Raw genomic sequence first — 25,271 nt, forward strand, 5'->3', positions numbered from 1 at the left:
TCTTGATCACCGGAGCGGGCGGGCTTGGGGCGGCAGAGCGGGCGGGAGGTGGGGAGGGGAGCCGGGTCAGAGTTGGCCGAGGGCCTTGAGGCGGAGGTAGGTGTCGGCGACGGTGGGGGCCAGGCGGTCCGCCGGGGCGTCCACCACGGTCACGCCGTACCGCGCGAGGACGGCGCGCACCCGGTCCCGCTCGGCCAGCGCCCGCCAGCCCGCCGCCGCCGCGTACGCGTCCTCCGGCCGGTCCGGCACGGCGGTGGTCAGCCGGGTGAGCACCGGGTCGTGCACGGCCGCCACCACCACCCGGTGCCGGGCGGCCAGCCGGGGCAGCACCGGCAGCAGCCCCTCGCCCAGCGCGCCCGCCTCCAGCGCGGTGAAGAGCACCACCAGGCTGCGCTGCCGCTCCCGGCGGAGGATCTCCGCGACGATCAGCTCGAAGTCGGTCTCCACCAGTGCCGGCTGCAGTGGCGCCACGGTGGTCACCAGCCGGCTGAGCAGGGCCGGCCGCCCGCTGCCGGTGACCGTGGCCCGGATCGCGGCGTCCGCGGCGATCAGGTCGACCCGGTCGCCGGCCCGGGCGGCGAGCGCGGTGAGCAGCAGCGCCGCGTCGATCGCGGTGTCCAGCCGGGGCTCGTCGCCGACACGTACCGCCGAGGTGCGGCCGGTGTCCAGCACACAGACCAGCCGGCGGTCCCGCTCCGGCCGCCAGGTGCGGACCAGCACGTCGGCCCGCCGGGCGCTGGCCCGCCAGTCGATCGAGCGGACGTCGTCGCCGACCACGTACTCGCGCAGGGTGTCGAACTCGGTGCCCTGGCCGCGTCCCCGGCTGACCTGCATGCCGTCGATCACGCGCAGCCGGGAGAGCTTCTCCGGCAGGTGCCGCCGGGAGTCGAAGCGTGGCAGCACCCGCAGGGTCCAGGCCGGGGTGGCGGGCCGCCCGGCGCGCTGCCGGAAGGCCAGCCCGAGCGGGCCCAGCGAGCGCACCGCCAGGGCCACCGCGGGCCGGTCTCCGCGCCGGGTCGGGGTGAGCCGGCTGGGCAGCAGGGCGTCGTCACCGGCCATCACCCGCACGATCCGCCCCGGCGATACCTCCGGCCGGGCTCCCACCGAGGGCACCCAGGCGTCGCGGACCTGGGCGCGCAGCGTACGGCCGGAGGTGTTGGCCAGGCGCAGCGCGACGGTGGCGGTGCCGCCGAGCCGGACGGCACGGTCGCCCTCGCGGGTGGCGGTGAGCGCGTGCAGCGGCGCGGCCAGCGCCCAGTCCAGGGCGGAGAGCAGCAGCACCGCGCCGGTCATCACGACGACCCCGAGGTACGGGTCCGGCCACGCCGGCAGGGTCAGCGCGCCCACCAGCAGCAGGACGGCCGCCCGCCAGGTCATCGCGGCGTCGGCACGGTGGCCAGCACCGTGTCCAGCACCGCGTCCACGCCGACGCCCTCCAGCTCCACCTCGGGGCGCAGCCGCAGCCGGTGCCGCAGCGTCGGCCGGGCGGTGGCCTTGACGTCGTCCGGGGTGACGTGGTCCCGCCCGGCCAGCCAGGCCCACGCCTTCGCCGTGTTGAGCAGGCCCGTCGCGCCCCGGGGCGAGGCGCCCAGCTCCAGCGCCGGGGTGGCCCGGGTGGCCCGGCACAGGTCCACGATGTAGCCGAGGACGGGCTCGGCCACGTACACCCGCCCGACCGCCTCCCGAGCCGCGGCCAGGTCGGCGGCGCCTGCCACCGGTCGTACGCCGGCGGCGGCCAGGTCCCGCGGGTCGAAGCCGGCGTGGTGGGCCCGCAACACGCCCAGCTCCTCGTCCCGGGTGGGCAGCGGCACGGTGAGCTTGAGCAGGAACCGGTCCAGCTGCGCCTCCGGCAGCGGGTAGGTGCCCTCGTACTCGATGGGGTTCTGGGTGGCGGCGACGATGAACGGGTCGGGCAGCGGCCGGCGGGAGCCCTCGACGGAGACCTGCCGCTCCTCCATGACCTCCAGCAGCGCCGACTGGGTCTTCGGCGGGGTGCGGTTGATCTCGTCGGCGAGCAGCAGGTTGGTGAAGACCGGCCCCTCCCGGAAGGTGAACGCGGCGGTGTGCGGGTCGAAGATCAGGGACCCGGTGACGTCGCCCGGCATCAGGTCGGGGGTGAACTGCACCCGCTTGGAGTCCAGGTCCAGCGCGGTGGCGACGGTGCGGATCAGCAGCGTCTTGGCCACCCCCGGTACGCCCTCCAGCAGCACGTGCCCGCGGCAGAGCAGCGCGATCACCAGCCCGGTGACCACGGCGTCCTGCCCGACGACCGCCTTGGCCACCTCGGCGCGCAGCCGGTGCAGGGCGGCGCGGGCGTCGTCCGCGCCGGCGGTCGCGGTCGCGGCGGGTGCGACGGGGTGGGTCACCGGTGGTCTCCTTCGGTCGGGTGGTCGGGGGATGCCGCGACCGTACGGGTCATCCGGTCCAGCGACCGGGCCAGCTCCAGCAGTTCGGTGTCGGAGGACGGCTCCGCGCCGTACAGCAGCTCGTGCGCCTCGTCGGGGGTGCCGCCGGCCCGCGCGGCGACCAGCGCGGCCACCTGGGCGGGCGGGGCGGTGGCGGGCAGGTTGAGCCGGGCGGACAGCCGGTCGAGGGCGGCGGCGCGCAGCGTGTCGGCGGCCGGGCCGCGGGCGCGGGCGCGCTGGTAGAGCCGCGCCCGGCCGAGGACCGTCTCGGCGGAGCGGACCCGCACCGGCAGCGGCTCGGCGACCGGCGGGCCGAGCCGGCGGGCCCGCCACAGCGCCGCCAGCAGCGCCGCCAGCGCGAGCTGGATCAGCAGCGCCCAGAACCAGGCGGGGAACGCCGCCCAGAGCGGGTTCGGCGGGTCCGGCCGTTGGGCCTGCTCCTGCTGGTCGTCGTCGTCGGAGTCGCCGGAGTTGCCCGGGTGGCCGTGGCCGGGCTGGCCGCCGTGGCCGTTGCCGGTGCCGCCGTCGTAGGTGGTGGAGCCGCCGGGGGTGGGTGACCAGGCGGGTTCGCCGCTGCTGCCGGTGCCGAAGTGCGGGGGCGGGGCGGGCCCGTCCAGGTCGAGCCAGACCACCCGGCCGTGGCCGCCGAGCAGCCCGGTGGCCAGCGTCTGGTTGCCCCACTCGCCGATCCGGTCGTTGCGGAACGGGTCGCTGGCGCCGATCACCACCACGTCGGCCGACCAGGGCAGGTGGACCAGCCCGCCGGAGTAGCAGCTGTGCAGGGTGCCCGCGAAGCCGGGGGGCGGGGCGTAGCGCTGGAGCCGGGCGGCGGCGGTGCCGGCCCGGGCGGCTTCGGGGAGGGGGCAGGGCACCCCGTCGGTGTCCGGGGCGACCGCCAGGGCGGCCCAGCGCCGGTCGGCCGGCACCAGCGGCAGGTCGACCGACTCCAGCACCCGCCGGGACGGGTCGACCAGGACGAGACGGCTGCCGGCGGGCAGGTCGCCCAGCGCGCCGACGGTGTCCTGGTGCAGCAGCTCCGGCGCCGGTACGAACAGCGTCGCCGGCCGACCGTCGAGCGCCAGCAGGGCCCGCAGGGTGTCCGTCTCCCGCTGCACGGTGACGCCCTGCCCGCGCAGCGCCTCGGCCAGCCGGCTGCCGCCGTCGTCGCCGGCCGACACGGGGGAGAGGAAGCCCCGTTCGGTGGGGTCCGGCTGGTCGACCGCGTGGGTGACGACGGTGACGGTGAGCAGCACGGTGGCGAGCGCGAACGGGATCGCCAGCCGGTGCCAGCGGCGTCGCCGTCGGGGCGGGGGCGGGGCGGTGGGTGTGGTGGCCGGCGGTGCGGCGGTGGCGGTCATCGCGGCTCCTCCGGTCCGCCGGCCAGCACCCGGTCCAGTTCGTCGGCGAGTTCCCGCATCCGCCGGTCGTGCTCGGCCGAGGCGGTACGCCGGGCGTACCAGAGCTCGGAGAAGATGGTGCCCGCCGCGCGGAGTGTCGGGTCGACCGGGGGACGGTTGCGGGCTGCCGCCTCGGTCAGTTCGGTGACGGTCATGCCGGGGCGCTGCTCCACCGCCCCGGTGGCGACCAGCCGGCGCACCATGGCGCGCAGCCGTTCCCGTACCGCCTCGGCGAAGCGGCCCTCGGCGGCCAGCCGGTCGGCGAGGGAGAGCGCCGGCCCGGACGGCGGCTCGGCCCCGCCCGCGCGGGGCCGGGGCAGCTCCGGGGCCGGCGTGGCGGGCCGCGTCCGGCGCCGCCGCCACCGGGGCAGCCGGAGCCGGGGCAGTCGGCGGGGCATCCACGCCGGCCAGTGGTACCAGGCCAGCGCGGCCAGCGCGGCGGCCAGCAGGAGCAGCAGCGCCGCCAGCGGCAGCGGCACCAGGTCGCCGAGCGCGGCGGTGGTCTCGGTCCACCAGCGGCTGAAGCTCATCGGTCGGCCGCCAGCAGGACGGGCTCGGCGAGGCCGGCGGGGGAGCGGGAGAGCCGGATGTCCAGCCCTTCGGTGCGCATCCGGTTGTCCAGGTGGATCACCGCGTCCAGGCAGGCCAGTGCCGGGTAGGCGACGGTGTTCACCCCGGCCCAGACCGCGATGGCGGCGATCGGGGCCAGGGCCGGGTCGCCGAGGTCGACCAGGTCGAGGGAGTCGAGCCCGGTGAAGACGCCCAGGGCGAGGCCGACCCGCAGAATCCACCAGCCGAGGTAGCCGAGCACCCGGACGACGCCGGCCTGCCCGCCGCCGCGCACGGCGAGCCGCGCCGCGCGTCCGACCGCCCGCTCCACCGGGACCCGGTCCACCGCCAGGGCGGCCGCGACGGAGCCGAACAGGGCGTACGCGACGAACCACACCGGGCCGGTCAGTCCGGCGAGCATGACGACGAGGCCGACCAGGAGCGCGAGGAGCAGCGTGGCGCCGTACCGGGCCCCGCGGGGACGCAGCAGTTCGCGTACGCCGGCGCGGCGGCCGAGCAGCGCGGCGCCGGCGCCCCGGGCGGCCGGGTTGCCGAGCAGCGTCACGATCACCGCCTCGGTCGCGGCGCCCAGCGCCAGCAGGAACCACAGCGCGGCGAACCCGTCGCCGCGCAGCAGCCAGGTCGGCGGGTCGACGCCGGCGGCCAGCCGCAGCGGGTACAGCAGCAGTTGCTCGCCGACGGCGAACAGGGCGCCGAGCGGGAGCAGCAGGCGGCCCTGGCTACGCAGCAGCAGCACCGCCGAGTCGAGCAGTTCGCCGACGGTGAGCGGGCGCCTCGGGAGCACGGCGGTCGGGCCGACGTCGGGCACGCGTACTCCTGCTCCTGACGGGTCTCGGTGGCGGGCGGCGGCGCGCCCGGGGATCATGGTGACACGGCCGGTCCGATCGGGTGGACCCGCACGCCGCGCGGCCCCCGTTGATGACCTTCGGCGGCGGTGTTCCGCGTGGGACGTGCGGTGACACCACCTACGGCAGTACCGTGCCGGGTGACGCCGATCCCACCGAACTGAACGGGGATGGAAACATAAATCCCATGAGAGCCCGGGTACTGGTGGTCGATGACGACCCCGCGCTCGCCGAGATGCTCGGCATCGTCCTGCGCAGCGAGGGCTTCCTGCCCTCGTTCGTCGCCGACGGGGAACGGGCGCTGGCCGCGTTCCGGGACAATCGACCCGACATCGTGCTGCTCGACCTGATGCTGCCCGGTATGAGCGGTATCGACGTGGCGCGGGCGATCCGGACCGAGTCCGGCGTGCCGATCGTGATGCTGACCGCCAAGAGCGACACCGTCGACGTGGTGCTCGGCCTGGAGTCGGGCGCCGACGACTACGTGGTCAAGCCGTTCAAGCCCAAGGAGCTGGTCGCCCGGATGCGGGCCCGGCTGCGGCGCGGCGAGGACGTCGCCCCGGAGATGCTGACGATCGGGCCGCCCGGCAACCAGATCAGCATCGACGTGCCGGCGCACACGGTCAGCCGGGACAGCGAGGAGGTGAAGCTGACGCCGCTGGAGTTCGACCTGCTGGTCGCGCTCGCCCGCAAGCCGCGCCAGGTCTTCACCCGCGAGGTGCTGCTGGAGCAGGTCTGGGGCTACCGGCACGCGGCGGACACCCGGCTGGTGAACGTGCACGTGCAGCGGCTGCGCGCCAAGATCGAGCCGGATCCGGAGCGCCCGGAAATCATCCTCACCGTTCGGGGCGTGGGCTACAAGGCGGGCACCGGATAGCCTGGTCGCACCGTGACCAGTTCCCCGAACCCCCAATCCCGGATCCCCGCCGGCTGGCGTTCCGCCGGGCGGGCGCTCTGGCGTGCCCTGGTCGGTCGGGGTCTCGGCCTGGCCGCCGGCCTGCACCAGACCTGGCGGCGGTCGCTGCAGGTGCGGGTGGTCACCATCACGCTGGTGGTCTCCAGCCTGCTGGTGGGCGGCTTCGCCTACCTGATCGCCAACAAGGTCACCAACATCCTGGTGGAGAACGCCCAGACCGACGTGCTGCTGCGGCTGCGCAGCGGCAGCGAATACTCGGCCAAGCAGTTCTACCTCTACAGCCAGCCGCAGGAGGCGCAGCTCCAGGACACCATCGAGGGCACGGTCAACTACCTGGCCGGGGGCGACCCGCAGCAGACCAGCGGGGTGGTCGTGGCGATCACCGCCGACAGCTACGCGGGGATCATCGATACCCGGACCTCCCCGAGGATCGACGTCCGGCCACTGATCAGCCCGCAGCTGCGGGCCGCCGTCGCGGACGGCAAGGTCGCCCACCAGATCCGTACCGGCCGGCTCGGCGGCGAGAAGACCAAGTACCTGGTGTACGGCTCGCCGGTGCCGACCCGGTTCGGTCAGCTGGAGCTCTACTACCTGGTGCCGCTGACCCGGCAGGACGCCACCGCCGCCGACGCCAGGGCCACCGTGCTCGCCACCGGGGTGGCCCTGGTGCTGCTGCTCGGCCTGCTCGCCGCCCTGGTCACCCGTCTGGTGGTGACGCCGGTACGGGTGGCCGCCCGCACGGCCCAGCGGCTCTCCGCCGGCCTGCTCGACCAGCGGATGGTGGTCAACGGCGAGGACGACCTGGCCCTGCTGGCCGCCTCGTTCAACCAGATGGCCACCAACCTGCAACGGCAGATCCTCCGGTTGGAGGAGATGTCCCGGCTGCAGCGCCGGTTCACCTCGGACGTGTCGCACGAGCTGCGTACCCCGCTCACCACCGTCCGGATGGCCGCCGACCTGATCTTCGCCGAGCGCGACGAGTTCGATCCGGCCGTCGCCCGCAGCGCCGAACTGCTCCAGGCCGAGCTGGACCGGTTCGAGGAGCTGCTCACCGACCTGCTGGAGATCAGCCGCTTCGACGCCGGCTTCGCCATGCTGGATGCCGAGCCGACCGACCTGGTGCCGGTGGTGCACCGGGTCGCCGACCGGCTGGCCGGCCTGGCCGAGCGGGTCGGCGTGCCGATCCAGCTCGAGGTGCCGACCACCCCGGTCATCGCCGAGGTCGACCCCCGGCGGGTCGAGCGGGTGCTGCGCAACCTGTTGGGCAACGCGGTCGAGCACGGCGAGGCGAAGCCGGTGCTGATCACCCTCGGGATGGACCAGACCGCCGTCGCGATCACCGTGCGCGACCACGGGGTCGGGCTCAAGCCGGGGGAGGAGAAGCTCGTGTTCAACCGTTTCTGGCGGGCCGACCCGTCCCGGGCGCGGCAGACCGGCGGGACGGGTCTGGGCCTGTCGATCAGCCTGGAGGACGCCCGGCTGCACGGCGGCTGGCTGGAGGCGTGGGGCGCGCCCGGGCAGGGCGCCCAGTTCCGGCTCACCCTGCCGGCCCGCGCCGGGGACCGGCTCACCACCTCGCCGCTGCGGCTGGTGCCGGCCGACGCCGCGCTGCCCTTCGGCGGCCCCCGCGACGGCGACCTGCTGGCGATCGGCCCCACCGGCGGGGCCGCGCTGGCGATCGGGCCGGGCCCGGCCGTCGGCGACGACCGGGCGGAGGTGCCCTCGTGAACGCACCGACGGTGACGCTGCCGGGCCGGTGGACGCTGGCCGGGGCACTCTGCGTCGCGCTGCTCGCCGTGGCCGGCTGCGGCATCCCGGACAACACCGAGGTGCAGGTGGACGGGTCCGGGCCGGCGGTGGAGGCGGGCGCGTCCAGCTTCCGCGGCGACGAGCCGCCCACTCGGACGGCCGCCGGCACCGACCGGGAGGCGTTCGTCCGCAACTTCCTCTCCGCCGCCGCGGGGGAGCCGGACCGGGCGTACGCGCGGGTCAAGAAGTTCATCGCGCCGGAGAACAAGAGCCGCCTGCAGGAGAAGCAGGGCAGCGAGATCGCGGTCAACGTGGTCCGGCTGACCGAGGATCCGGCGATCACCGCGAACCGCAACGGGCTGTTCTCCGTGAAGCTGCGGGTGCAGCAGATCGGCCTGCTGCGGTCCAACGGCGTCCTGGCTCCCCCGGTAGCGACCGAGACGGAGTACAAGTTCACCCTGCGCGGCGCCGTCTCGCCGGGGCAGGCGGGCACCGAGGAGGCCGGACTCTTCGTCACCGACCCGCCGAACGTGCTGCTCCTCAGCGACCAGGCGCTGCGGCAGTACTACCAGACCCGGCCGGTCTACTTCTGGAACTCCAACCAGCGCCGGCTGGTCGCCGACCAGCGTTACCTGCCGCTGGCGGTGCCCGACGAGCGGCGGGTCAACGAGGTGGTCAAGTGGCTGATCGCCGGCCCGTCGGAGTGGCTGCGCCCGGCGGCCCGGCCCCTGCCGGACCGCACCGCGCTGATCAACAACGCCATCGAGGCGGACGGGCGCTGGGAGGTCACCCTCGAACTGCCGGGTGACGACAACCGCGAGCTCGGCAAGATCGGCATCCAGCTGGCCTGGTCGCTGCCGGAGTTGAGCGGCCAGCTCCAGCTGACCACCCGCAACCAGTCCCGGGTGGAGATCCCGAGCCTCAAGCAGCACCGCCTGGCGCACCCGCTCTACCCGATCGACGACGAGCCGCAGCGGTTCACCGTCTACGACGGCGCGGTCCACGCGCTGACCTTCCCCGGTGAGGCGAGCGGCGTCGTGCCGCTCGTGCCGGCCGCCAACCACGACGTCGTCTCGGCCGGGCTCAGCCGGGTCGGGGACAGGATCCTCGCCGCCCTGGTGGTCACCGCGCCGGGCGGCCGGCAGCGCCTGGCCGTCGGGTACGGCGCCGACCCGGTGCAGGCGGTCGACCCGGGGACGCAGACGTTCCGCGGCATCGGGCGGCCGGTCTGGCTGCGCCCGCTCGACCCCGGCCAGCCGTACGGGCTGGTGGTGGCCGACGGCCGGCTGTACCGCTTCGACGACCGGGCCCGGATGGTCCCGGTGTCGTTGACCGTTGTCGGTTCGGTGACGGCGGTGGCCAGTTCGCTGGACGGGCAGCGGCTCGCGCTCGTCGTCGGGGGCCGGCTGTACCTGGCGGCGGTCAACCTGGACGGCGGCCTGGTCTCGGTCGGCCCGGCCCGCGCGGTGGCCACCTCGCTGACCGACCTGTCGGCGGTGGACTGGGCGGCGGAGAACACCCTGGTCGTGGCCGGTACGGCCGGCCGCTCGGCGGTCTATGAGGTGAGCATCGACGGCGCGTTGGAGACCCCACTGGTGGCCGACGTGGGCGCCCGGGTGACGCACCTGGCCGCGTACCCGACGAACCCGGTGGTGCCGCTGCCCAGCGCGCTGATCATGTACGAGGCGAACGCCGTCGCCTACCGCTACCCGTCACCGGACGCCATCCGACGGGAGCAGGTGCTGGCGGTGACACCCCCGCCGACCGGCGTCCGCCCCGACAGCCCGACCGCCCCCTTCTTCCTGTTCTGAGCGTGCCGTGCGGGACGTCGGCGGGCTCTGGGCGGACCTGACCGACCTGGTGCTGCCGACCGGGTGCGCCGGCTGCCGGCGGCCCGGGTCGGCGCGCCGGCGGGGGTTCTGCCCGGACTGCGCCGACGCGCTCCAGGCGCTGCGCCCCGGCCGGGTACGCCCCACCCCGGCCCCACCCGGCCTGCCGCCCTGCCACGCCCTCGGCCCGTACGCCGGGCAGTTGCGGGAGGCGCTGCTGGCGTACAAGGAGCGTGGCCGGCACGGTCTGGCCGGGCCGTTGGGCGCGTTGCTGGCCGAGGTGGTGGCCGGTGCGGTGGGCCCGCCGCGGCCGGTGCTGCTGGTGCCGGTGCCGGACACCGCGGCGGCGGCCCGGTCCCGCTACGGCGACCACCTGACCCGGCTGGCCCGGCACGCGGCGCGGCGGCTGCGCGGGGCGGGCTGGGACGTGCGGACGGCCCGGCCGCTGCGGGCGCTGCCCCGGCCCGACTCGGTGGCGCTGGACAGCGCCGGGCGGGCCGCCGCGGCGGCGTCGGCGTTCCGGGCACGTGGGGGCGGGGGTGGGCGCGCCACCGACGGCCGGAGCGTGGTGGTGCTGGACGACATCCTCACCACCGGGGCGACCCTCGCGGCCGTGGCCCGCGCATTGCACGGTCTGGGAATAACGCCAAACGCCGCGGCCGTGCTCGCCGCAACGCAAAAACGGCGCCAATGGTGACGCTTCGTGTTTCCGTTTCACCCCTTGGTGTATGAGGTGTGAATTTCCTGAGGGTTCTCGGCAGTGGGGGTGACTGTCGGGCGAACAGGAGTTAGCGTTTTCGTGTCGGGGGTAGGAGGTTTCACACCCGCCCCCGGCGGTGGAAGGAGGCGTAGCCGTAACTGTCCGGTCGACGCCGCAGGGATGCTCCCGAAGGTCGATCGACCGGGTTGACGATCAGACGACCATCCGAAAAAGGGAGGTCACGTGGACATCGTGGTCAAGGGCCGAAACGTTGAAGTGCCGGACCATTACCGGGTGCACGTAGCTGAGAAACTCGCGAAAATCGAACGCTACGACCACAAGCTCATCCGAGTCGACGTGGAGTTGTTTCACGAACGCAATCCCCGCCAGTCCGACACCTGCCAGCGAGTGGAGATCACCTGTGTCTCCCGGGGGCCGGTGATCCGGGCGGAGGCCTGCACGAGCGATTTCTACAGCGCGCTCGACGCGGCCATCGCCAAGCTGGACACCCGACTGCGCCGGGCCGCCGACCGCCGCCGCGTGCATCGGGGCCGGCACGCGCCGATCTCCGTCGCCGCCGCCACCGCCGACCTGCCCGTGGCCGAGCTGGGCGAGCTGGCCGCGCCGTCCGGCGGCACCGCCACCGCGGTGGCCGAACGCCCCGAGGAATCGGCCGACGAGTACGACGACCAGCCCTGGCACATCGCCCGGGCCAAGGTGCACGCGGGCGAACCGATGACCGTGGACGACGCCCTGTTCCAGATGGAACTGGTCGGGCACGACTTCTACCTGTTCCACGACAAGGAGTCCGGCCGGCCGAGCGTCGTCTACCGGCGGCACGCGTACGACTACGGCATCATCGCGCTCGACACCTGACCCCTGTCCCACCCCTCGCAGCCGGCTACGGAGCCGTGGTGGTCCGCGCCCACCCCGGCTCCGGGGCCGGCGCGGGTTCAGCCCGGGTCCGCCGCGAGTCGGGCGTGCAGCACCGAGTCCACCCGGGAGCCGTCCGGGCCGGGCAGCCGGCCGCGCATCAGCCCCTCCCGGCGGAAGCCGGCCCGTTCCAGCACCCGCTGGGCGCCGGCGTTGTCGGGACGGGTACCGGCCCAGAGCCGGGCCAGCCCGACCTGGTCGAACGCCCACCCGGCGAGCAGCCGGACCAGCGCGCTGCCGAATCCCCGCCCGCGCCACTCGGGCAGCAGGCTGACACCGAGCATGGCCTGACCGGTGGACGGCTCGTCGTACACCAGCGCGCAGCCGCCGGCCACCGTTCCGCTCGCCGCGTCCAGCACCGCCAGGTCGGCCGAGGCGCCGGTGAGCCAGTGGCTCTCGGCCAGCACGCAGCGCCGGCGGACCGCCTCCCGCGAGGGCGCGACCGGGGGCACCCGGTTGGCCGCCACCTCCGGCAGGCCGTGCAGCCGGTGCAGCGCGTCCACGTCGTCGGGGGCGAGCCGGCGCAGCGTCACCACGCCGTCGGTGAGCCGGCCGTCGGGCAGGTCCGGCAGCGGTCGGGGTGCCGGGCCGGCGGGATCGTCGGCGAGGCGTACCCAGGCCAGCAGGTCGTGCCGGCCGCCGCCGCGGGTGGGGTTCGCGTCGCGGCGTACCCCCTCGGGCCGGAACCCGGCGGACAGCGCCACCCGCTGGCTGGCCGCGTTCTCCTGGTGGGTGAGCAGTTCCAGCCGGGCGACGCCGTCGGCGAAGACCCGCGCGGACAGTGCCCGGGTGGCGGCGGTGGCCACTCCCCGGCCGCGCGCCCACGGTGCCACCCAGTAGCCGATCTCCGCCTGGCCGCGGGCCGGGACCACCTGGCTGAGGCCGATCCCGCCGAGCAGCCGGTCGGAGGCCGGGTCCGCGATCGCGTACGCGGCGCCGCCGGTGGCCCGGGCGGCCGGGGCGCCTTCGGTGATCCACCACCGGGCGGTCTCCTCGGTGTACGGGTCGGGCATGCCGGAGATGAACCGCCGGGTGAGTGGGTCGGCGCAGGCGGTGGCGGTGTCCGCGACGTCGTCGAGCCGGAACGGGCGCAGCCGCACCCCGTGGGACTCCACGATCTCGGGGGTCACGAGGTCAGGTCCTCGGCGAGCAGCGCGGCCACCCAGGCGTCGCCCCGGCCGTCCCGGGTGACCAGGCGGCCCCGCGCGGTGCCCTCGAAGGAGAACCCGGCCTTCTCCGCCACCCGGCGGGAGGCGGTGTTGCCGACCAGCGCCAGCCACTCGATCCGGGCCAGGCCCAGGGTGGTGAAGCCCCAGGCGGCCAGCGCGCCCACGGCGGCGGGCAGGTAGCCCCGGCCCCGGGCGTGCGGGGCGGTCATGAAACCGACGTTGCCGTTCAGCGGGTCCGGGCCGAGGCGCAGGTCGACCGAGGCCACGTACCGGTCGTCGGCGTCGGCGACGGTGTAGTACGCCCCGGTGCCCCGGGCCCAGGCCGCGTCGGCGAAGTCGCGGAGGAAGCCCTCGGCGTGCTCCCGCCGGTACGGGTGCGGCACGGTGGTCCAGCGGATCGTGTCGGGGTCCTGGCAGGTGGCGACGATCGCGTCCAGGTCGCGCTCCGCCATCGGGCGCAGCCGTAGCTCGGTGCCGGTCGTGGCGGCGAAGAGGACGGGCTGCGGCCGGCCGAAGACGGCGGCCCGGCGTGCGTCGAGGGTGTCCGGGCCGGCCGGGCCGGGCTCGCCCGGCGCGGGCACCTCGCCGGGGAGCAGCGAGCCGATCCAGCCCGCCGGCCGGCCGCCCTCGGTCGGGTGGGCCAGCCGCAGTTCGCCGGAGACCTGGAACCCGGCGCGCAGCGCCACCAGCCGGGAGGCGTGGTTGCCGACCTCGGCCTGCCAGATCAGCCGGCGCAGCTTCAGCGCGTCGAACGCCCAGCGGGCGACGGCCCGGGTGGCCCGTACGGTGACGCCTCGGCCGCGTGCCCAGGGCGCGGTCCAGTAGCCGATCTCGGCGGAGTCCAGGGCCCGGTCGATCGAGACGAGGCCGCAGGAGCCGAGCAGTTCGCCGGTGTCCGCGTCGCAGACCGCGAACGGCGCCCCGGTGCCCTCGGCCCACGCCGCCGGGGTGATTTCGGTGACGAAGGCGTGGGCGCGTTCCGGCAGGTACGGGCGCGGTACGGTGGTCCAGCGCTGGATGTCCGGGTCCTGGCAGGCGCGGTGCACGGCGTCCGCGTCGGTGGCCCGCCAGGGGCGCAGCAGCAGGCCGTCCTCGGTGATCTCCACAGGCTCCATCCGAGCCATCGTGCCGGATCGTTCGCGGTGGGCGTAACCGGATAACCGCCGCTGGCGGCCCCGCCCGCGCGATATGTCGGTTTCGCCGGGCCGGACCGCCGCCACCAGTGACCATCACGCCGATGGAGCGCCTACGATGGTTCGAGACTGTCTAGGGGAGCGTTGATCCGTGTCGATTCTGGAAAAGGTCCTTAGCGCGGGCGAGGGCCGCATGGTGCGCCGGCTCAAGGCCATCGCCGCCGCCGTCAACTCGATCGAGGACGACTACGTCAACCTCACCGACGAGGAGTTGCGTGGCCTGACGGAGCAGTACAGGGAGCGGCTCGCCGATGGCGAGACCCTCGACGACCTGCTGCCGGAGGCGTTCGCCACGGTCCGCGAGGCGGCGGCCCGGGTGCTCGGCCAGCGCCCCTACGACGTCCAGGTGATGGGCGGCGCGGCGCTGCACTTCGGCAACATCGCCGAGATGAAGACCGGTGAGGGCAAGACCCTGACCTCGGTCATGGCGGTCTACCTCAACGCGCTCTCCGGCAAGGGCGTGCACGTGGTCACGGTCAACGACTACCTGGCCCAGCGTGACGCCGCCTGGATGGGCCGGGTGCACGAGTTCCTCGGTCTCACGGTTGGTGTGGTCCTGCCGAACCGGCCCGCCTCGGAGCACCGCGCCGCGTACGAGTGTGACATCACCTACGGCACCAACAACGAGTTCGGCTTCGACTACCTGCGCGACAACATGGCCTGGTCGCGGGACGAGCTGGTCCAGCGCGGCCACAACTTCGCGGTCGTCGACGAGGTCGACTCGATCCTGATCGACGAGGCCCGGACGCCGCTGATCATCTCCGGCCCGGCCGAGCACTCCGCCCGCTGGTACCAGGAGTTCGCCGGCGTGGTGGCCCGGCTCCAGCCCGGCACCGACGGCGAGGGCGACTACGAGGTCGACTACGCCAAGCGGACCATCGCCATCACCGAGCGCGGGGTGGCCAAGGTCGAGGACCGGCTCGGTATCGACAACCTCTACGAGTCGGTGAACACGCCCCTGGTCGGCTATCTGAACAACGCCATCAAGGCCAGGGAGCTCTACAAGCGCGACAAGGACTACATTCTCAGCGAGGGTGAGGTCCTGATCGTCGACGAGTTCACCGGCCGCATCCTGCACGGTCGCCGCTACAACGAGGGCATGCACCAGGCGATCGAGGCCAAGGAGGGGGTGGAGATCAAGCAGGAGAACCAGACCCTGGCCACCATCACCCTGCAGAACTACTTCCGCCTCTACGAGAAGCTCTCCGGCATGACCGGCACTGCCCAGACCGAGGCGAGCGAGTTCAACAAGGTCTACAAGGTCGGCGTCGTGACGATCCCGACGCACCGGCCGATGGTCCGGCTCGACCGGGCCGACGTGATCTACAAGACCGAGAAGGCCAAGTTCAACGCGGTGATCGAGGACATTGCCGAGCGGCACCAGCTGGGTCAGCCGGTGCTGGTCGGCACGGTCTCGGTGGGGAATTCCGAGATCCTCTCCCAGCTGCTGCGCCGCCGCGGCATCCCGCACTCGGTGCTGAACGCCAAGTTCCACGCGAAGGAAGCGGAGATCGTCGCCCAGGCCGGCCGCAAGGGCGCGGTCACCGTCGCCACCAACATGGCCGGCCGGGGTACGGACATCCTGCTCGGCGGCAACGCCGAGTTCCTCGCCGCCAACGAGTTGAGCCAGCGTGGCCTCGACCCGGTGGAGAACGAGGAGGAGTACGCCAAGGCGATGGAGGAGGTCCTGCCCGCCTGGAAGCAGGCCTGCGAGGCCGAGGCCGAGGAGGTCGCCGCGGCCGGCGGCCTCTACGTGCTCGGCACCGAGCGGCACGAGTCCCGCCGGATCGACAACCAGCTGCGCGGTCGCGCCGGCCGGCAGGGTGACCCGGGTGAGTCCCGCTTCTACCTGTCGCTGCAGGACGAGCTGATGAAGCGCTTCCGGGCCGGTGCGGTCGAGGCGGTGATGGAGCGCTTCAACATCCCGGAGGACGTGCCGATCGAGTCGAAGATGGTCACCCGCCAGATCAAGAGCGCCCAGGCGCAGATCGAGGGCCAGAACGCCGAGATCCGCAAGAACGTCCTCAAGTACGACGAGGTGCTCAACAAGCAGCGCCAGGTGATCTACGCCGAGCGGCTGCGCGTGCTCAACGGCGAGGACCTCTCCGACCAGGTCCGCAACATGATCGACGACGTGACGACCGCGTACGTCACCGGCGCCACCAGCGCGGGCTACGCCGAGGACTGGGATCTCGAGCAGCTCTGGTCCAGCCTCAAGCAGCTCTACCCGGTGGGCACCACCATCGAGGAGATGGAGGAGGAGGCCGGCGGTTCCCGGGCCAGCATCGACGCCGACTTCCTGCTCGCCCGCCTCAAGGAGGACGCGCACGCCGCGTACGACCGGCGCGAGGAGCAGCTCGGCGAGGAGGCGGTACGCCAGCTGGAGCGGATGGTGCTGCTCCAGGTCATCGACCGCAAGTGGCGCGAGCACCTCTACGAGATGGACTACCTCCAGGAGGGCATCAGCCTCCGGGCGTACGCCCAGCGCGACCCGGTCATCGAGTACCAGCGCGAGGGCTTCGACATGTTCGCCACCATGATGGACGGCATCAAGGAGGAGACGGTCGGCTTCCTCTACAACCTGGAGGTGCAGGTCCAGGAGCCGGAGGCTGAGGAGGTCCAGCTGCTGGAGAAGCCGGTCGAGATCCGGGCCAAGGGTCTCCACCGCGCGCCGCAGCAGCAGGGCCTGCAATACTCCGCCCCCACCATCGACGGCGAGGCCGGCCAGGGTGCGGTGGCCGTCGAGCGGCCCGAGCAGCAGGCGCCCGCCCTCGGCGTCGGGCGGTCGGAGACCCCGGCCCGCCCCGCCGCCCCGCGGCGTCCGGTGGCCAACGGGGCGAGCGGTCAGGCCGCCGCGGCCCGCGCCGCCGGCCGGCGGCCGGTGCCGGGTGAGGCCGAGGCCGGCAACGGCCCGTCCCGCAACGCGCCCTGCCCGTGCGGCTCCGGCCGCAAGTACAAGCGCTGCCACGGCGCGCCCAACGGCGGCGCCTGATCCCGACGCGGGGCTCTCGGCCCCGCCCGGTCGACACGACGAGAGCCGCGGTCCTTCGGGGCCGCGGCTCTCGCCGTCTCTCCATTCCGGGGTCTGGTCCCGCGCCGGGGAGCATGCGCCAAGGTCGCGCTACGTCCTGGCGGGTGGAGCGGGGCGGTGGTGGGTCAGAGCACCTGGAGGGCGGTGCAGAGCCAGCCGCCCCGGCGGTGTTCCAGGCGTACCGCCAGGGCCCAGCTGCGGCCCGCGCCGGCGAGCACCGCGGCGGCCTCGACCGCCGCCGCCCGTGGCTCACAGACCCGCAGCCGGCGTAGGTGCAGGGCGGGCCGGGCCGACCGCCGCCGGAGCGGGCCGGTGCGGGCCGACGCCCGGGCCAGTTGCTCGGTCACCTCGGTGGCCCGCCCCGGCTCGACCAGGGACCGGAGCTGCCCGGGCGGGCGGTAGCCGTTGAGGATCTCCAGGAAGGTGGCGACGAACCGCTGGGCGGCCCGGGTGGCCTCGGGCGTGGCGGTGGCGAGGGCGCCCGGCGGTGGGTCCGAGCAGGGCCGTGGCGGCCCGGGGCGGGAATCGTGCCGCCGGCCGGGCGGGCGGCCGGCGGTCTGGTGCGCCGCACCGAAGAGGTCGAGGGCGAGCTGGCCCGTGGGGCGGGGCCAGAGGTCCGGTGACTCGTCGACGTAGGGCGGGTCGCTGACCGGGGCCGGGCGCAGCCGGACCGGGGGCCGGGAGGGCCCGGGACGTCGGGAGTCGACCATGGTGCTCACCCCTGAATCCTTGCGTTTGCCTTCGTTTGCCTCCGACAGACTCCGATTTTCGGGCATGGCACTGCCGGGCGTCAATACCCTCCGGGTCGGGGTGGTTACTCGGGGTCGCGGTCGGCGAGCGGGTTGCCGCGTACCCACTCGGCGGTCTCGGCGTACTTGCGCTGGATGTACTCCTCCAGCTGGGCGCGCTCGACGCGCCACTGACCGCGTCCACCGATCTTGATCGCGGGCAGTTCCCCGCTGCGCACCATGTGGTAGACCTGCGAGTCCGACACGTTCAGCTCGGTGGCCACGTCGGAGAGCAGGAGAAACCTCGGCTCCACGGATAACCCCCGGTGTTGGCGTCGTTTGCCTCAGTTTGCCACCGCCGGCCGAACCCGCCCAGCACCACCCGGCCCACGCCGGCGCGGTGCGGCAACTTCCCCTGCGGCGGTGCGCGGTGTATGACGGTCTCGGCGTACGGCATGATCGGCGCCCGGGACCGGCAGACCAGCCCGTCCCGCGAACGATCGGGGGATACGACGGTGAGCGACGAGCTGGTCCGGGTGTACGTCCCGGCGACCGTGCCGATGCTGGCCCGGCTGCGGGAGCAGGGGCTGTCGGCCGTGGAGGCGCACGCCGTCACCCCCGCCCTGCGCGAGTGGTACGCCGAGGGCGACGAGGAGGAGTTGGAGTACGTCGCGTTCACCCGCGCCGCCCAGGACGCCCTCCAGTTGCTGCGTGAGGACCCGGCCGCCCCTCGGCGCCGGGTGGTGGTCTCGGTGGACCTGCCCCCCTCGGCGGTCGGCCGGAGCGACGGGGACCTCGGCTCCAGCACTGTGCGGCTCGACCAGCCGGTGCCGGTGACGTCGGTGGCCGCGCTGCACGTGGACGGGGCGGAGGCGGTGGACGACGTGGCGGCGGCCGTCGAGGTGGTCGCCGAGGCCCTCGCGGGCGACCCGGACGCCCGGTTCACCGTTGACAGCGCCGAGGACCACGAGCTGGAGTGGTACGACGCCTCCGAGCTGGACCTGCTGCTCCGCGCCGCCTCCTGACCCGGCCCGGGCTGCGGCGGGACGCTCGCCGCCGGGGAGCAGGCCGGCCTCAGTCCTCGACCGTCTCCGGCTCGTCGTCGCGGGGCGCCGGGCCGAGGGTGCGGCCGAAGGCGATCAGCGCGGTCAGCGCCCCCACGAAGAGCACCCAGATGCCGTTGTCCAGCCGGGAGGTGCCGAGGCTGGTCTGGGCGACCGCGTCCGCCTCGCTCAGCGCGCCGGCCAGGTCGAGCAGGGTCCGGCCGCCGATCCGGATGATCACCTCGGCGAGCAGCAGGAGCAGGCCCGGCCCGGCCCCGGCGACCAGGTACGCCGGCCAGCGCAGCGTGGGCGTCGCCGGGTCGCGGCGCAGCGCCCGGCGGCGGGCCCAGGTCAGGTAGCCGAAGGTGAGCAGGCCGGCGAGCAGCCCGGCGAGGAGCGACTCGGTGCGGGAGACCCACTTCGCGGCGCTCACCAGCGAGGCCTGGGAGCCGTCGGCGCCGAAGAGGTCGAACAGCGGGTCGCGGGCCCGGCTGAACGCCACCACGAAGAGCAGCGCACCCAGGGTGGCGGTGACGACGGCGCCGACCGGTGCGGAGTCGCGGGCGCCGGCCAGCGCCCCGCCGATGATGGCCGCCGCGGCACTGGTGCCGGCGATCGTATTGGTGGTCGCGTTGTCGGCGTAGGTCAGGTTGATCGCGACGGCGGCGGCGAGCCCGACCAGCAGGCCGGTGCCGACCGCCACCACGAAGCGCAGGGCGGCCCGGTCGCTGCCGCGCCGGGCCAGCAGCCCGGTCACCGCCAGGGCGACCGCGGCCCCGGCCACCAGCGCGGCCGAGATGACCCCGGGCAGGGCGAAGGCGGAGAGGCTGATCGCGGTGAGACCGGCCGCCGCCGAGGTGATCGCCTCGCGGGTCGACCAGAGCATCGCCGCCAGCCAGCCGACCGCCAGCAGGGCCAGCACGGGCGCGCCGGGGGCGCGCGCCGGGCGGGGGGCCTCGGCCGCCGCGACCTCGTCGGCCGGGTCGGTGGTGTCCGGCTTCGCGGCCGTCGAGCTGCCGGGCTGCTTGCTCATCGTCTCCCCTTCGACGGGCGCCCGACCACAGCGGCGGGCCGGGGCAGGTCACCGGCCATCCAGCGTACGCGCCCGGCCGGGCCGGCCCCGCGCGCCCGCTCCCGCGCCGCCGGCCTGCGTTCCTTCGGCCGGGCCCGGCATTCGCGTACGGATCGCCGCCCGGCCCGGACCCGAACCTGCCGATCAATGGTTTCGGGGCGGGCGGGGCGCGATCGGTCGGGAGAGCGCGTGGGAGAATCGCCGGAGGTCCCGCCGCCGCGACGCCTCACCCGCGCGGTGCCCGGCGTCCGGCCGTCCGGTCGGTGCCCGCGGGTCCGATTTCGCCACCGCTGCCGAGATCGCACAGGAGCCTTGATGGACGCCGTGTTCTCCGTACCCGAGCCGCGCAACGAGCCGGTACGCACCTACGAGCCGGGCAGCGCCGACCGGGAGCGGCTTCAGCGGCGGCTGACCGAGCTCGCCGCCGAGCGGATCGACCTGCCGATGACCATCGCCGGCGAGCAGCGGATGGCCGGCGGCGAGTCGATCGACGTGGTCCAGCCGCACAAGCACGCCCACGTGCTCGGCGTCACCGGCCACGCCACCCACGACGACGCCCGCGCCGCGGTGAAGGCCGCCAAGGACGCCGCGCCGATGTGGCGGGCGCTGCCGTTCGAGGAGCGGGCCGCGATCTTCCTGCGCGCCGCCGAGCTGCTCGCCGGCCCCTGGCGGGACACGCTGAACGCCGCCACCATGCTCGGCCAGTCCAAGACCGCCGTCCAGGCGGAGATCGACGCGGCCTGCGAGTTCATCGACTTCCTCCGGTTCAACGTGCACTTCGCCCGCCAGCTCCTGGAGGCGCAGCCGCAGTCGTCGCCGGGGGTGTGGAACCGGTTCGACCACCGCCCGCTCGAGGGCTTCGTCTACGCGGTCACCCCGTTCAACTTCACCGCGATCGCCGGCAACCTGCCGTCGGCGCCGGCCCTGCTCGGCAACACCGTGGTCTGGAAGCCGGGCCCGACCCAGCAGTTCGCCGCGCACTTCACCATGCGGCTGTTCGAGGCGGCCGGCCTGCCGCCCGGCGTGATCAACATGGTCACCGGGCGCGGCGAGCAGGTCTCCGACGTCGTGCTCGCCGACCCGGACCTGGCCGGCATCCACTTCACCGGCTCCACCAAGGTCTTCCAGCACCTCTGGCGGACCGTCGGCGAGAACATCGCCACCTACCGGGGGTACCCGCGCCTGGTCGGCGAGACCGGCGGCAAGGACTTCGTGGTCGCCCACCCCAGCGCCGACGTCGACGCCCTGCACACCGCGCTGATCCGCGGCGCGTACGAGTACCAGGGCCAGAAGTGCTCGGCGGCCTCGCGGGCGTACGTGCCGCGGTCGCTCTGGGAGGGCGGGCTGCGCGACCGGCTGGCCGCCACCGCGGACTCGCTGACCTACGGCGACGTCACCGACTTCAGCAACTTCGGCGGCGCGGTGATCGACGACAAGGCGTTCAGCCGGCACACCGCCGCGCTGGAGCTGGTCTCCGGCGACGACACCTGCCGGATCCTCGCCGGCGGCACCGCCGACGACTCGGTCGGCTACTTCGTCCGCCCCACGCTCTTCGAGTGCAGCGACGCCGCGCACGAGACCTTCACCACCGAGTACTTCGGTCCGATCCTCGGCGTGCACGTCTTCGACGACGCCCGCTTCGACGACGTGGTCACCCAGGCCGAGTCGATCGCGCCGTACGCGCTGACCGGCTCGATCTTCGCCACCGACCGGCGGGTGGTCGACGCGGTCGCCGAGCGGATGCGGTACGCGGCCGGCAACTTCTACATCAACGACAAGCCGACCGGCGCGGTGGTCGGGCAGCAGCCCTTCGGCGGCGCCCGGGCCAGCGGCACCAACGACAAGGCGGGCTCCTGGCACAACCTGGTCCGCTGGATGTCGCCGCGGACGATCAAGGAGACGTTCGTGCCGCCGACCGACCACACGTACCCGCACATGGGCTGAGCCGGCGACGGCCGTCGGTGGCGCGCGCGGCGTCACCGGCGGCCGGGCCGCGCTGCTGGCCCCACGGGGGAGCCGGCCCGGCCGTCCGGCGTGCCCGGGACGCCGTCCGGCCGGTAGGCATCGATAGTCCTGGCAGCACTGTCGTCCGCCGACAGTGCACATTGGAAATTCTCCCGGGTGGCAAATAGGGAAATCCTGGACGCCGTGTCGGCAAAGTGGCAGCTTAGAGGGCATGGCGGAATCCGGAGTCAACCCCACCGCGGCGGCCCTGCTGGGGCTGCTGCACGAGGGCCCGATGACAGGCGGCCAACTGATGGCCGCCGCCGAGCGCCGACTGGCGCCGTACTGGTCGATGACCCGCAGCCAGGTCTACCGCGAGTTGCCGGTGCTGGCCGAGCGGGGTTTCGTGCGGCTGGGCAAGCCAGGGCCGCGGATGAGTCAGCCGTATGCGATCACCGCCAGCGGGAAACGGACATTTTCCCGCTGGTTGGCGGAGAACCCGGGGCGGGACACCATCCGCAACCCGATCGCCCTGCGGATGGCCTTCGGCAACCTGCACTCGGCCAGCCAGCTGAAGAACCTGTACGCCTCGGCGAACGAATACCACACCGAGGCCCTGGCGCACGTCCGTGAGCAGGTGAAGAACGCCAAGAAGGAGGGCGAGACCTACGACGCCACCGCGTTGGAGTTCGCCGTCGCCTACCACAAGGCGGCGCTCTCCTGGCTGAAGGCCGCCCCGGTTGGCTGATCATCTGCCCGGGTCGGCGGTGTGACGTGAGCGGACCGCCGCACGCACAGTACGCTTGTCTGTCGTGACCGCTGCCGATTACGCCGAACAGCTCAAGGAACTCGACGCCACCCTGCGCAACATCGAGGCGGTGCTCAACCTCGACCGCCTGCACGAGGAGAAGGCCCGGCTCGAGGAGCAGGCGTCCGCGCCCGACCTGTGGGACGACCAGGCGAAGGCGCAGCAGGTGACCTCGCAGCTGTCGTACGTCAACGGCGAGATCGGCAAGCTCGGTAGCCTCCGCTCCCGGCTCGACGACGCCGGTGTCCTGTTGGAACTGGCCGAGGCCGAGTCCGACCCGGGGGTGCTCTCCGAGGTCGAGACGGAGATCGCCGGGCTGGGCAAGGCCATCCAGGAGATGGAGGTCCGCACCCTGCTCTCCGGCGAGTACGACTCCCGGGAGGCGCTGGTCGCCATCCGGGCCGGCGCCGGCGGGGTGGACGCGGCCGACTTCGCCGAGATGCTGCTGCGGATGTACCTGCGCTGGGCCGAGCGGCACGGCTACCCGACCGAGGTCTACGAGACCTCGTACGCGGAGGAGGCCGGCCTGAAGTCCACCACCTTCACGGTCAAGGTCCCGTACGCCTACGGCACCCTCAGCGTCGAGTCGGGCACCCACCGGCTGGTGCGGATCAGCCCCTTCGACAACCAGGGCCGCCGGCAGACCAGCTTCGCCGGGGTCGAGGTGCTGCCGGTGGTGGAGCAGACCGACCACATCGACATCCCCGAGAACGAGATGCGGATCGACGTCTACCGTTCCTCGGGTCCGGGTGGGCAGAGCGTCAACACCACCGACTCGGCGGTCCGGATCACCCACATCCCCACCGGCATCGTGGTGACCTGCCAGAACGAGAAGTCCCAGCTGCAGAACAAGGCCTCCGCGCTGCGGGTGCTCCAGGCCCGCCTGCTGGAGCGCAAGCGGCAGGAGGAGCAGGCCAAGCTCCAGGGCCTCAAGACGGAGGCCGCCGGCTCGTGGGGCGACCAGATGCGCTCGTACGTGCTGCACCCGTATCAGATGGTGAAGGATCTCCGAACCGAGCAGGAGACCGGCAATCCGTCCTCCGTCTTCGACGGCGAGCTGGACAGCTTCATCGAGGCCGGCATCCGTTGGCGCAAGCAGCAGCAGCTCGCCGGCGACGCTGTGTGATCAAGCGTGGGCGGAGCGCGTCCTCGATCTCCTGGTTGAGGGGGGAATCGATGACGCGCCTCGCAGAGGTGGGGCGTAGGACTTGGCTCAGCGGTTACACCGCGTAGACTCACCACCCGTGATTCAGCTTGAGCAAGTGACGAAGACGTACCCGAAGGCGTCCCGGCCTTCGCTCGACAGCGTGTCCGTCTCGATCGAGAAGGGCGAGTTCGTCTTCTTCATCGGTCCATCCGGCTCCGGCAAGTCCACGATCATCAAGATGCTGCTGCACGAGGTCAGCCCGAACAAGGGCCGGGTCGTCGTGAACGGCAGGGACGTCACCGCGATGCGCTCCTGGAAGCGACCCCACTTCCGGCGTTCGATCGGCTGCGTCTTCCAGGACTTCCGGCTGCTGCCGAACCGCACCGCGTACGAGAACGTGGCGTTCGCCCTCGAGGTGATCGGCAAGACCAAGGCGGTCGCCCGCCGGGTCGTGCCCGAGGTGCTGGAGCTGGTCGGGCTCGGTGGCAAGGAGCACCGCTACCCGCACGAGCTCTCCGGTGGTGAGCAGCAGCGCGTGGCCGTGGCCCGGGCGTTCGTGAACCGTCCGCTGATCCTGCTGGCGGACGAGCCGACAGGAAACCTGGACCCGGACACCTCGATCGAGATCATGCGCCTGCTGGACCGGATCAACCGCACCGGCACGACCGTCGTGATGGTCACGCACGACTCCAACATCGTGAACCAGATGCGCCGTCGCGTCATCGAGATCGAGAGTGGCCGCATCGTGCGCGACCAGGCCCGCGGCGTCTACGGGTGAGCCGGCGCTCCACCCCTGCCGTACCCCCTGACGACGAACACCTCATGCCGGAGAGCCGGAGGAACACCCGATGCGGATGAAATACGTCCTGTCCGAGGTACTGGTCGGACTGTGGCGCAACGTCACGATGTCCATCGCCATGATCATCACCATGGCGGTGTCGCTGTTCATGCTCGGCGCGGCCGGCCTGCTGTACCAGAAGGTCGGCGACATGAAGGACCTCTACTACGAGAACGTCGAGGTCTCGATCTTCCTGGCGACCGACGTCAGCGAGCAGCAGCGCACCGACCTGGACGCCAAGCTCAAGAGCGACCCCCTGATCAAGGAGGTCTTCTACGTCAACAAGGACGAGGCGTACAAGCGCTTCCAGGAGATGTACCAGGACGCCCCGGACCTGGTGAACGCCGTCAAGGCCGACCAGCTGCCCGAGTCGTTCCGGCTCACGCTGGTCAACCCGGAGCAGTACAAGAACATCTACGACCAGTACAAGGACACCGAGGGGGTCGACGAGATCGTCGACCAGAGCCGGCTGCTGGACAAGGTCTTCGGCGTCCTCACCAGCATCCAGACCTTCGCGCTGGCCATCGCGGTGTTCATGGCCGCCGCCGCGCTGCTCCTGGTGGCGAACACCATCCAGGTCGCCGCGTACAGCAAGCGGCGTGAGGTCGCGGTCATGAAGCTGGTCGGCGCCTCCAACTGGTTCATCCAGGCCCCGTTCGTGCTGGAGGCGGTGGTCGCCGGTCTGATCGGTTCGATCCTCGCCCTGGTGTTCATGGCGGCCGGGAAGTACTTCGGCGGCAGCGGCTCGCTGTCCGCCCTGGAGGGCCTGATCACGCCGGTCTCCTGGGGTGACATCTTCCTGATGTTCCCGATCATGGCCGGCATCGGCGCCCTGTTCAGCGCGGGCACCGGCTGGATCACGCTCCGCTTCTACCTGCGGGTCTAGTTGCCCGACGGCTCTGCCGAGGGCCCTTCCGCGCCGGAATAAACGGCGCGGGAGGGTCCTTGTCGTTC

General features: G+C 73.4%; 22 protein-coding genes. 12 read left to right on the plus strand and 10 right to left on the minus strand.

What is annotated here, in order from left to right:
- Positions 1–66: 66 nt before the first annotated feature.
- Genes AB0I41_RS02370 through AB0I41_RS02390 form a run of 5 tightly spaced genes read right to left on the minus strand, consistent with a single transcriptional unit; the run spans position 67 to position 5,180 of the window.
- Positions 67–1,377, minus strand: coding sequence for a DUF58 domain-containing protein (locus AB0I41_RS02370; protein WP_357100944.1), 1,311 nt, complete (start codon positions 1,375–1,377; stop codon positions 67–69).
- On the minus strand, positions 1,374–2,366 hold the full coding sequence (locus AB0I41_RS02375; protein WP_357100946.1) for a MoxR family ATPase: 993 nt from the start codon (positions 2,364–2,366) through the stop codon (positions 1,374–1,376). Before AB0I41_RS02375 ends, AB0I41_RS02370 begins: the two co-directional genes overlap by 4 nt.
- Positions 2,363–3,763, minus strand: a complete 1,401-nt coding sequence (locus AB0I41_RS02380; RefSeq protein WP_357100948.1) for a DUF4350 domain-containing protein — start codon at positions 3,761–3,763, stop codon at positions 2,363–2,365. Before AB0I41_RS02380 ends, AB0I41_RS02375 begins: the two co-directional genes overlap by 4 nt.
- Positions 3,760–4,332 (minus strand): DUF4129 domain-containing protein, encoded by a 573-nt coding sequence (locus AB0I41_RS02385; protein WP_357100950.1) that lies wholly within the window; start codon positions 4,330–4,332, stop codon positions 3,760–3,762. The genes AB0I41_RS02380 and AB0I41_RS02385 overlap by 4 nt, the downstream gene beginning before the upstream one ends.
- Positions 4,329–5,180: a hypothetical protein gene (locus AB0I41_RS02390; RefSeq protein WP_357100952.1), complete on the minus strand. Its 852-nt coding sequence runs from the start codon at positions 5,178–5,180 to the stop codon at positions 4,329–4,331. The genes AB0I41_RS02385 and AB0I41_RS02390 overlap by 4 nt, the downstream gene beginning before the upstream one ends.
- Positions 5,181–5,404: 224 nt before the next feature.
- Between AB0I41_RS02390 and mtrA the strand changes: the two genes are divergently transcribed.
- The 5 genes from mtrA to raiA all read left to right on the plus strand — a co-directional run bounded on the left by mtrA (position 5,405) and on the right by raiA (position 11,287).
- Positions 5,405–6,094, plus strand: a complete 690-nt coding sequence (mtrA, locus tag AB0I41_RS02395) for an MtrAB system response regulator MtrA (RefSeq protein WP_357100954.1) — start codon at positions 5,405–5,407, stop codon at positions 6,092–6,094.
- Between the two features lie 87 nt (positions 6,095–6,181).
- Positions 6,182–7,861 carry an MtrAB system histidine kinase MtrB gene (gene mtrB / locus AB0I41_RS02400; RefSeq protein ID WP_357101209.1) on the plus strand — a complete coding sequence of 560 codons (1,680 nt, stop codon included), beginning with the start codon at positions 6,182–6,184 and terminating at the stop codon, positions 7,859–7,861.
- A 17-nt stretch (positions 7,862–7,878) separates the two neighbouring features.
- On the plus strand, positions 7,879–9,693 hold the full coding sequence (locus AB0I41_RS02405; RefSeq protein WP_357101211.1) for an LpqB family beta-propeller domain-containing protein: 1,815 nt from the start codon (positions 7,879–7,881) through the stop codon (positions 9,691–9,693).
- 49 nt (positions 9,694–9,742) lie between these two features.
- Entirely contained in the window at positions 9,743–10,408 is a 666-nt protein-coding gene (locus tag AB0I41_RS02410) for a ComF family protein (protein ID WP_357101213.1), read from the plus strand.
- A 246-nt stretch (positions 10,409–10,654) separates the two neighbouring features.
- Positions 10,655–11,287, plus strand: coding sequence for a ribosome-associated translation inhibitor RaiA (gene raiA, locus AB0I41_RS02415; protein ID WP_357100956.1), 633 nt, complete (start codon positions 10,655–10,657; stop codon positions 11,285–11,287).
- A gap of 77 nt (positions 11,288–11,364) precedes the next feature.
- Here the strand turns inward: raiA and AB0I41_RS02420 are convergent, their stop codons facing one another.
- Positions 11,365–12,474, minus strand: a complete 1,110-nt coding sequence (locus AB0I41_RS02420) for a GNAT family protein (protein WP_357100958.1) — start codon at positions 12,472–12,474, stop codon at positions 11,365–11,367.
- On the minus strand, positions 12,471–13,628 hold the full coding sequence (locus AB0I41_RS02425) for a GNAT family N-acetyltransferase (protein ID WP_357100960.1): 1,158 nt from the start codon (positions 13,626–13,628) through the stop codon (positions 12,471–12,473). The genes AB0I41_RS02420 and AB0I41_RS02425 overlap by 4 nt, the downstream gene beginning before the upstream one ends.
- Positions 13,629–13,797: 169 nt before the next feature.
- Between AB0I41_RS02425 and secA the strand changes: the two genes are divergently transcribed.
- A complete protein-coding gene (gene secA / locus AB0I41_RS02430) occupies positions 13,798–16,698 on the plus strand; it encodes a preprotein translocase subunit SecA (protein WP_357100962.1) in 2,901 nt (966 codons plus the stop codon).
- 164 nt (positions 16,699–16,862) lie between these two features.
- Here the strand turns inward: secA and AB0I41_RS02435 are convergent, their stop codons facing one another.
- Both AB0I41_RS02435 and AB0I41_RS02440 read right to left on the minus strand, forming a co-directional pair.
- Positions 16,863–17,447, minus strand: a complete 585-nt coding sequence (locus AB0I41_RS02435; RefSeq protein WP_357101215.1) for an Rv3235 family protein — start codon at positions 17,445–17,447, stop codon at positions 16,863–16,865.
- Between the two features lie 104 nt (positions 17,448–17,551).
- Positions 17,552–17,779: a helix-turn-helix domain-containing protein gene (locus AB0I41_RS02440; RefSeq protein WP_357100964.1), complete on the minus strand. Its 228-nt coding sequence runs from the start codon at positions 17,777–17,779 to the stop codon at positions 17,552–17,554.
- Positions 17,780–17,980: 201 nt separating this feature from the next.
- Between AB0I41_RS02440 and AB0I41_RS02445 the strand changes: the two genes are divergently transcribed.
- Positions 17,981–18,490, plus strand: a complete 510-nt coding sequence (locus tag AB0I41_RS02445; protein WP_357101217.1) for a hypothetical protein — start codon at positions 17,981–17,983, stop codon at positions 18,488–18,490.
- 49 nt (positions 18,491–18,539) lie between these two features.
- On the opposite strand, the gene AB0I41_RS02450 is transcribed toward AB0I41_RS02445, so the two are convergent.
- On the minus strand, positions 18,540–19,541 hold the full coding sequence (locus tag AB0I41_RS02450; protein ID WP_357100967.1) for a hypothetical protein: 1,002 nt from the start codon (positions 19,539–19,541) through the stop codon (positions 18,540–18,542).
- A 354-nt stretch (positions 19,542–19,895) separates the two neighbouring features.
- Here AB0I41_RS02450 and pruA point away from each other — a divergent pair, with 354 nt between their 5' ends.
- The 5 genes from pruA to ftsX all read left to right on the plus strand — a co-directional run bounded on the left by pruA (position 19,896) and on the right by ftsX (position 25,203).
- The gene (gene pruA, locus AB0I41_RS02455; protein ID WP_357100969.1) at positions 19,896–21,524 is read left to right on the plus strand and encodes an L-glutamate gamma-semialdehyde dehydrogenase; all 1,629 of its coding nucleotides are present in this window, start codon (positions 19,896–19,898) and stop codon (positions 21,522–21,524) included.
- Positions 21,525–21,756: 232 nt separating this feature from the next.
- A complete protein-coding gene (locus AB0I41_RS02460; RefSeq protein ID WP_357100970.1) occupies positions 21,757–22,272 on the plus strand; it encodes a PadR family transcriptional regulator in 516 nt (171 codons plus the stop codon).
- A 64-nt stretch (positions 22,273–22,336) separates the two neighbouring features.
- Positions 22,337–23,458 carry a peptide chain release factor 2 gene (gene prfB / locus AB0I41_RS02465; RefSeq protein WP_357100972.1) on the plus strand — a complete coding sequence of 374 codons (1,122 nt, stop codon included), beginning with the start codon at positions 22,337–22,339 and terminating at the stop codon, positions 23,456–23,458.
- Between the two features lie 118 nt (positions 23,459–23,576).
- Positions 23,577–24,257 (plus strand): cell division ATP-binding protein FtsE, encoded by a 681-nt coding sequence (ftsE, locus tag AB0I41_RS02470; protein WP_357100974.1) that lies wholly within the window; start codon positions 23,577–23,579, stop codon positions 24,255–24,257.
- A gap of 70 nt (positions 24,258–24,327) precedes the next feature.
- On the plus strand, positions 24,328–25,203 hold the full coding sequence (ftsX, locus tag AB0I41_RS02475; protein ID WP_357100976.1) for a permease-like cell division protein FtsX: 876 nt from the start codon (positions 24,328–24,330) through the stop codon (positions 25,201–25,203).
- Positions 25,204–25,271 lie beyond the last annotated feature (68 nt).

It is taken from the genome of Micromonospora sp. NPDC050200 (assembly GCF_040656135.1).
Classification (GTDB): domain Bacteria; phylum Actinomycetota; class Actinomycetes; order Mycobacteriales; family Micromonosporaceae; genus Micromonospora.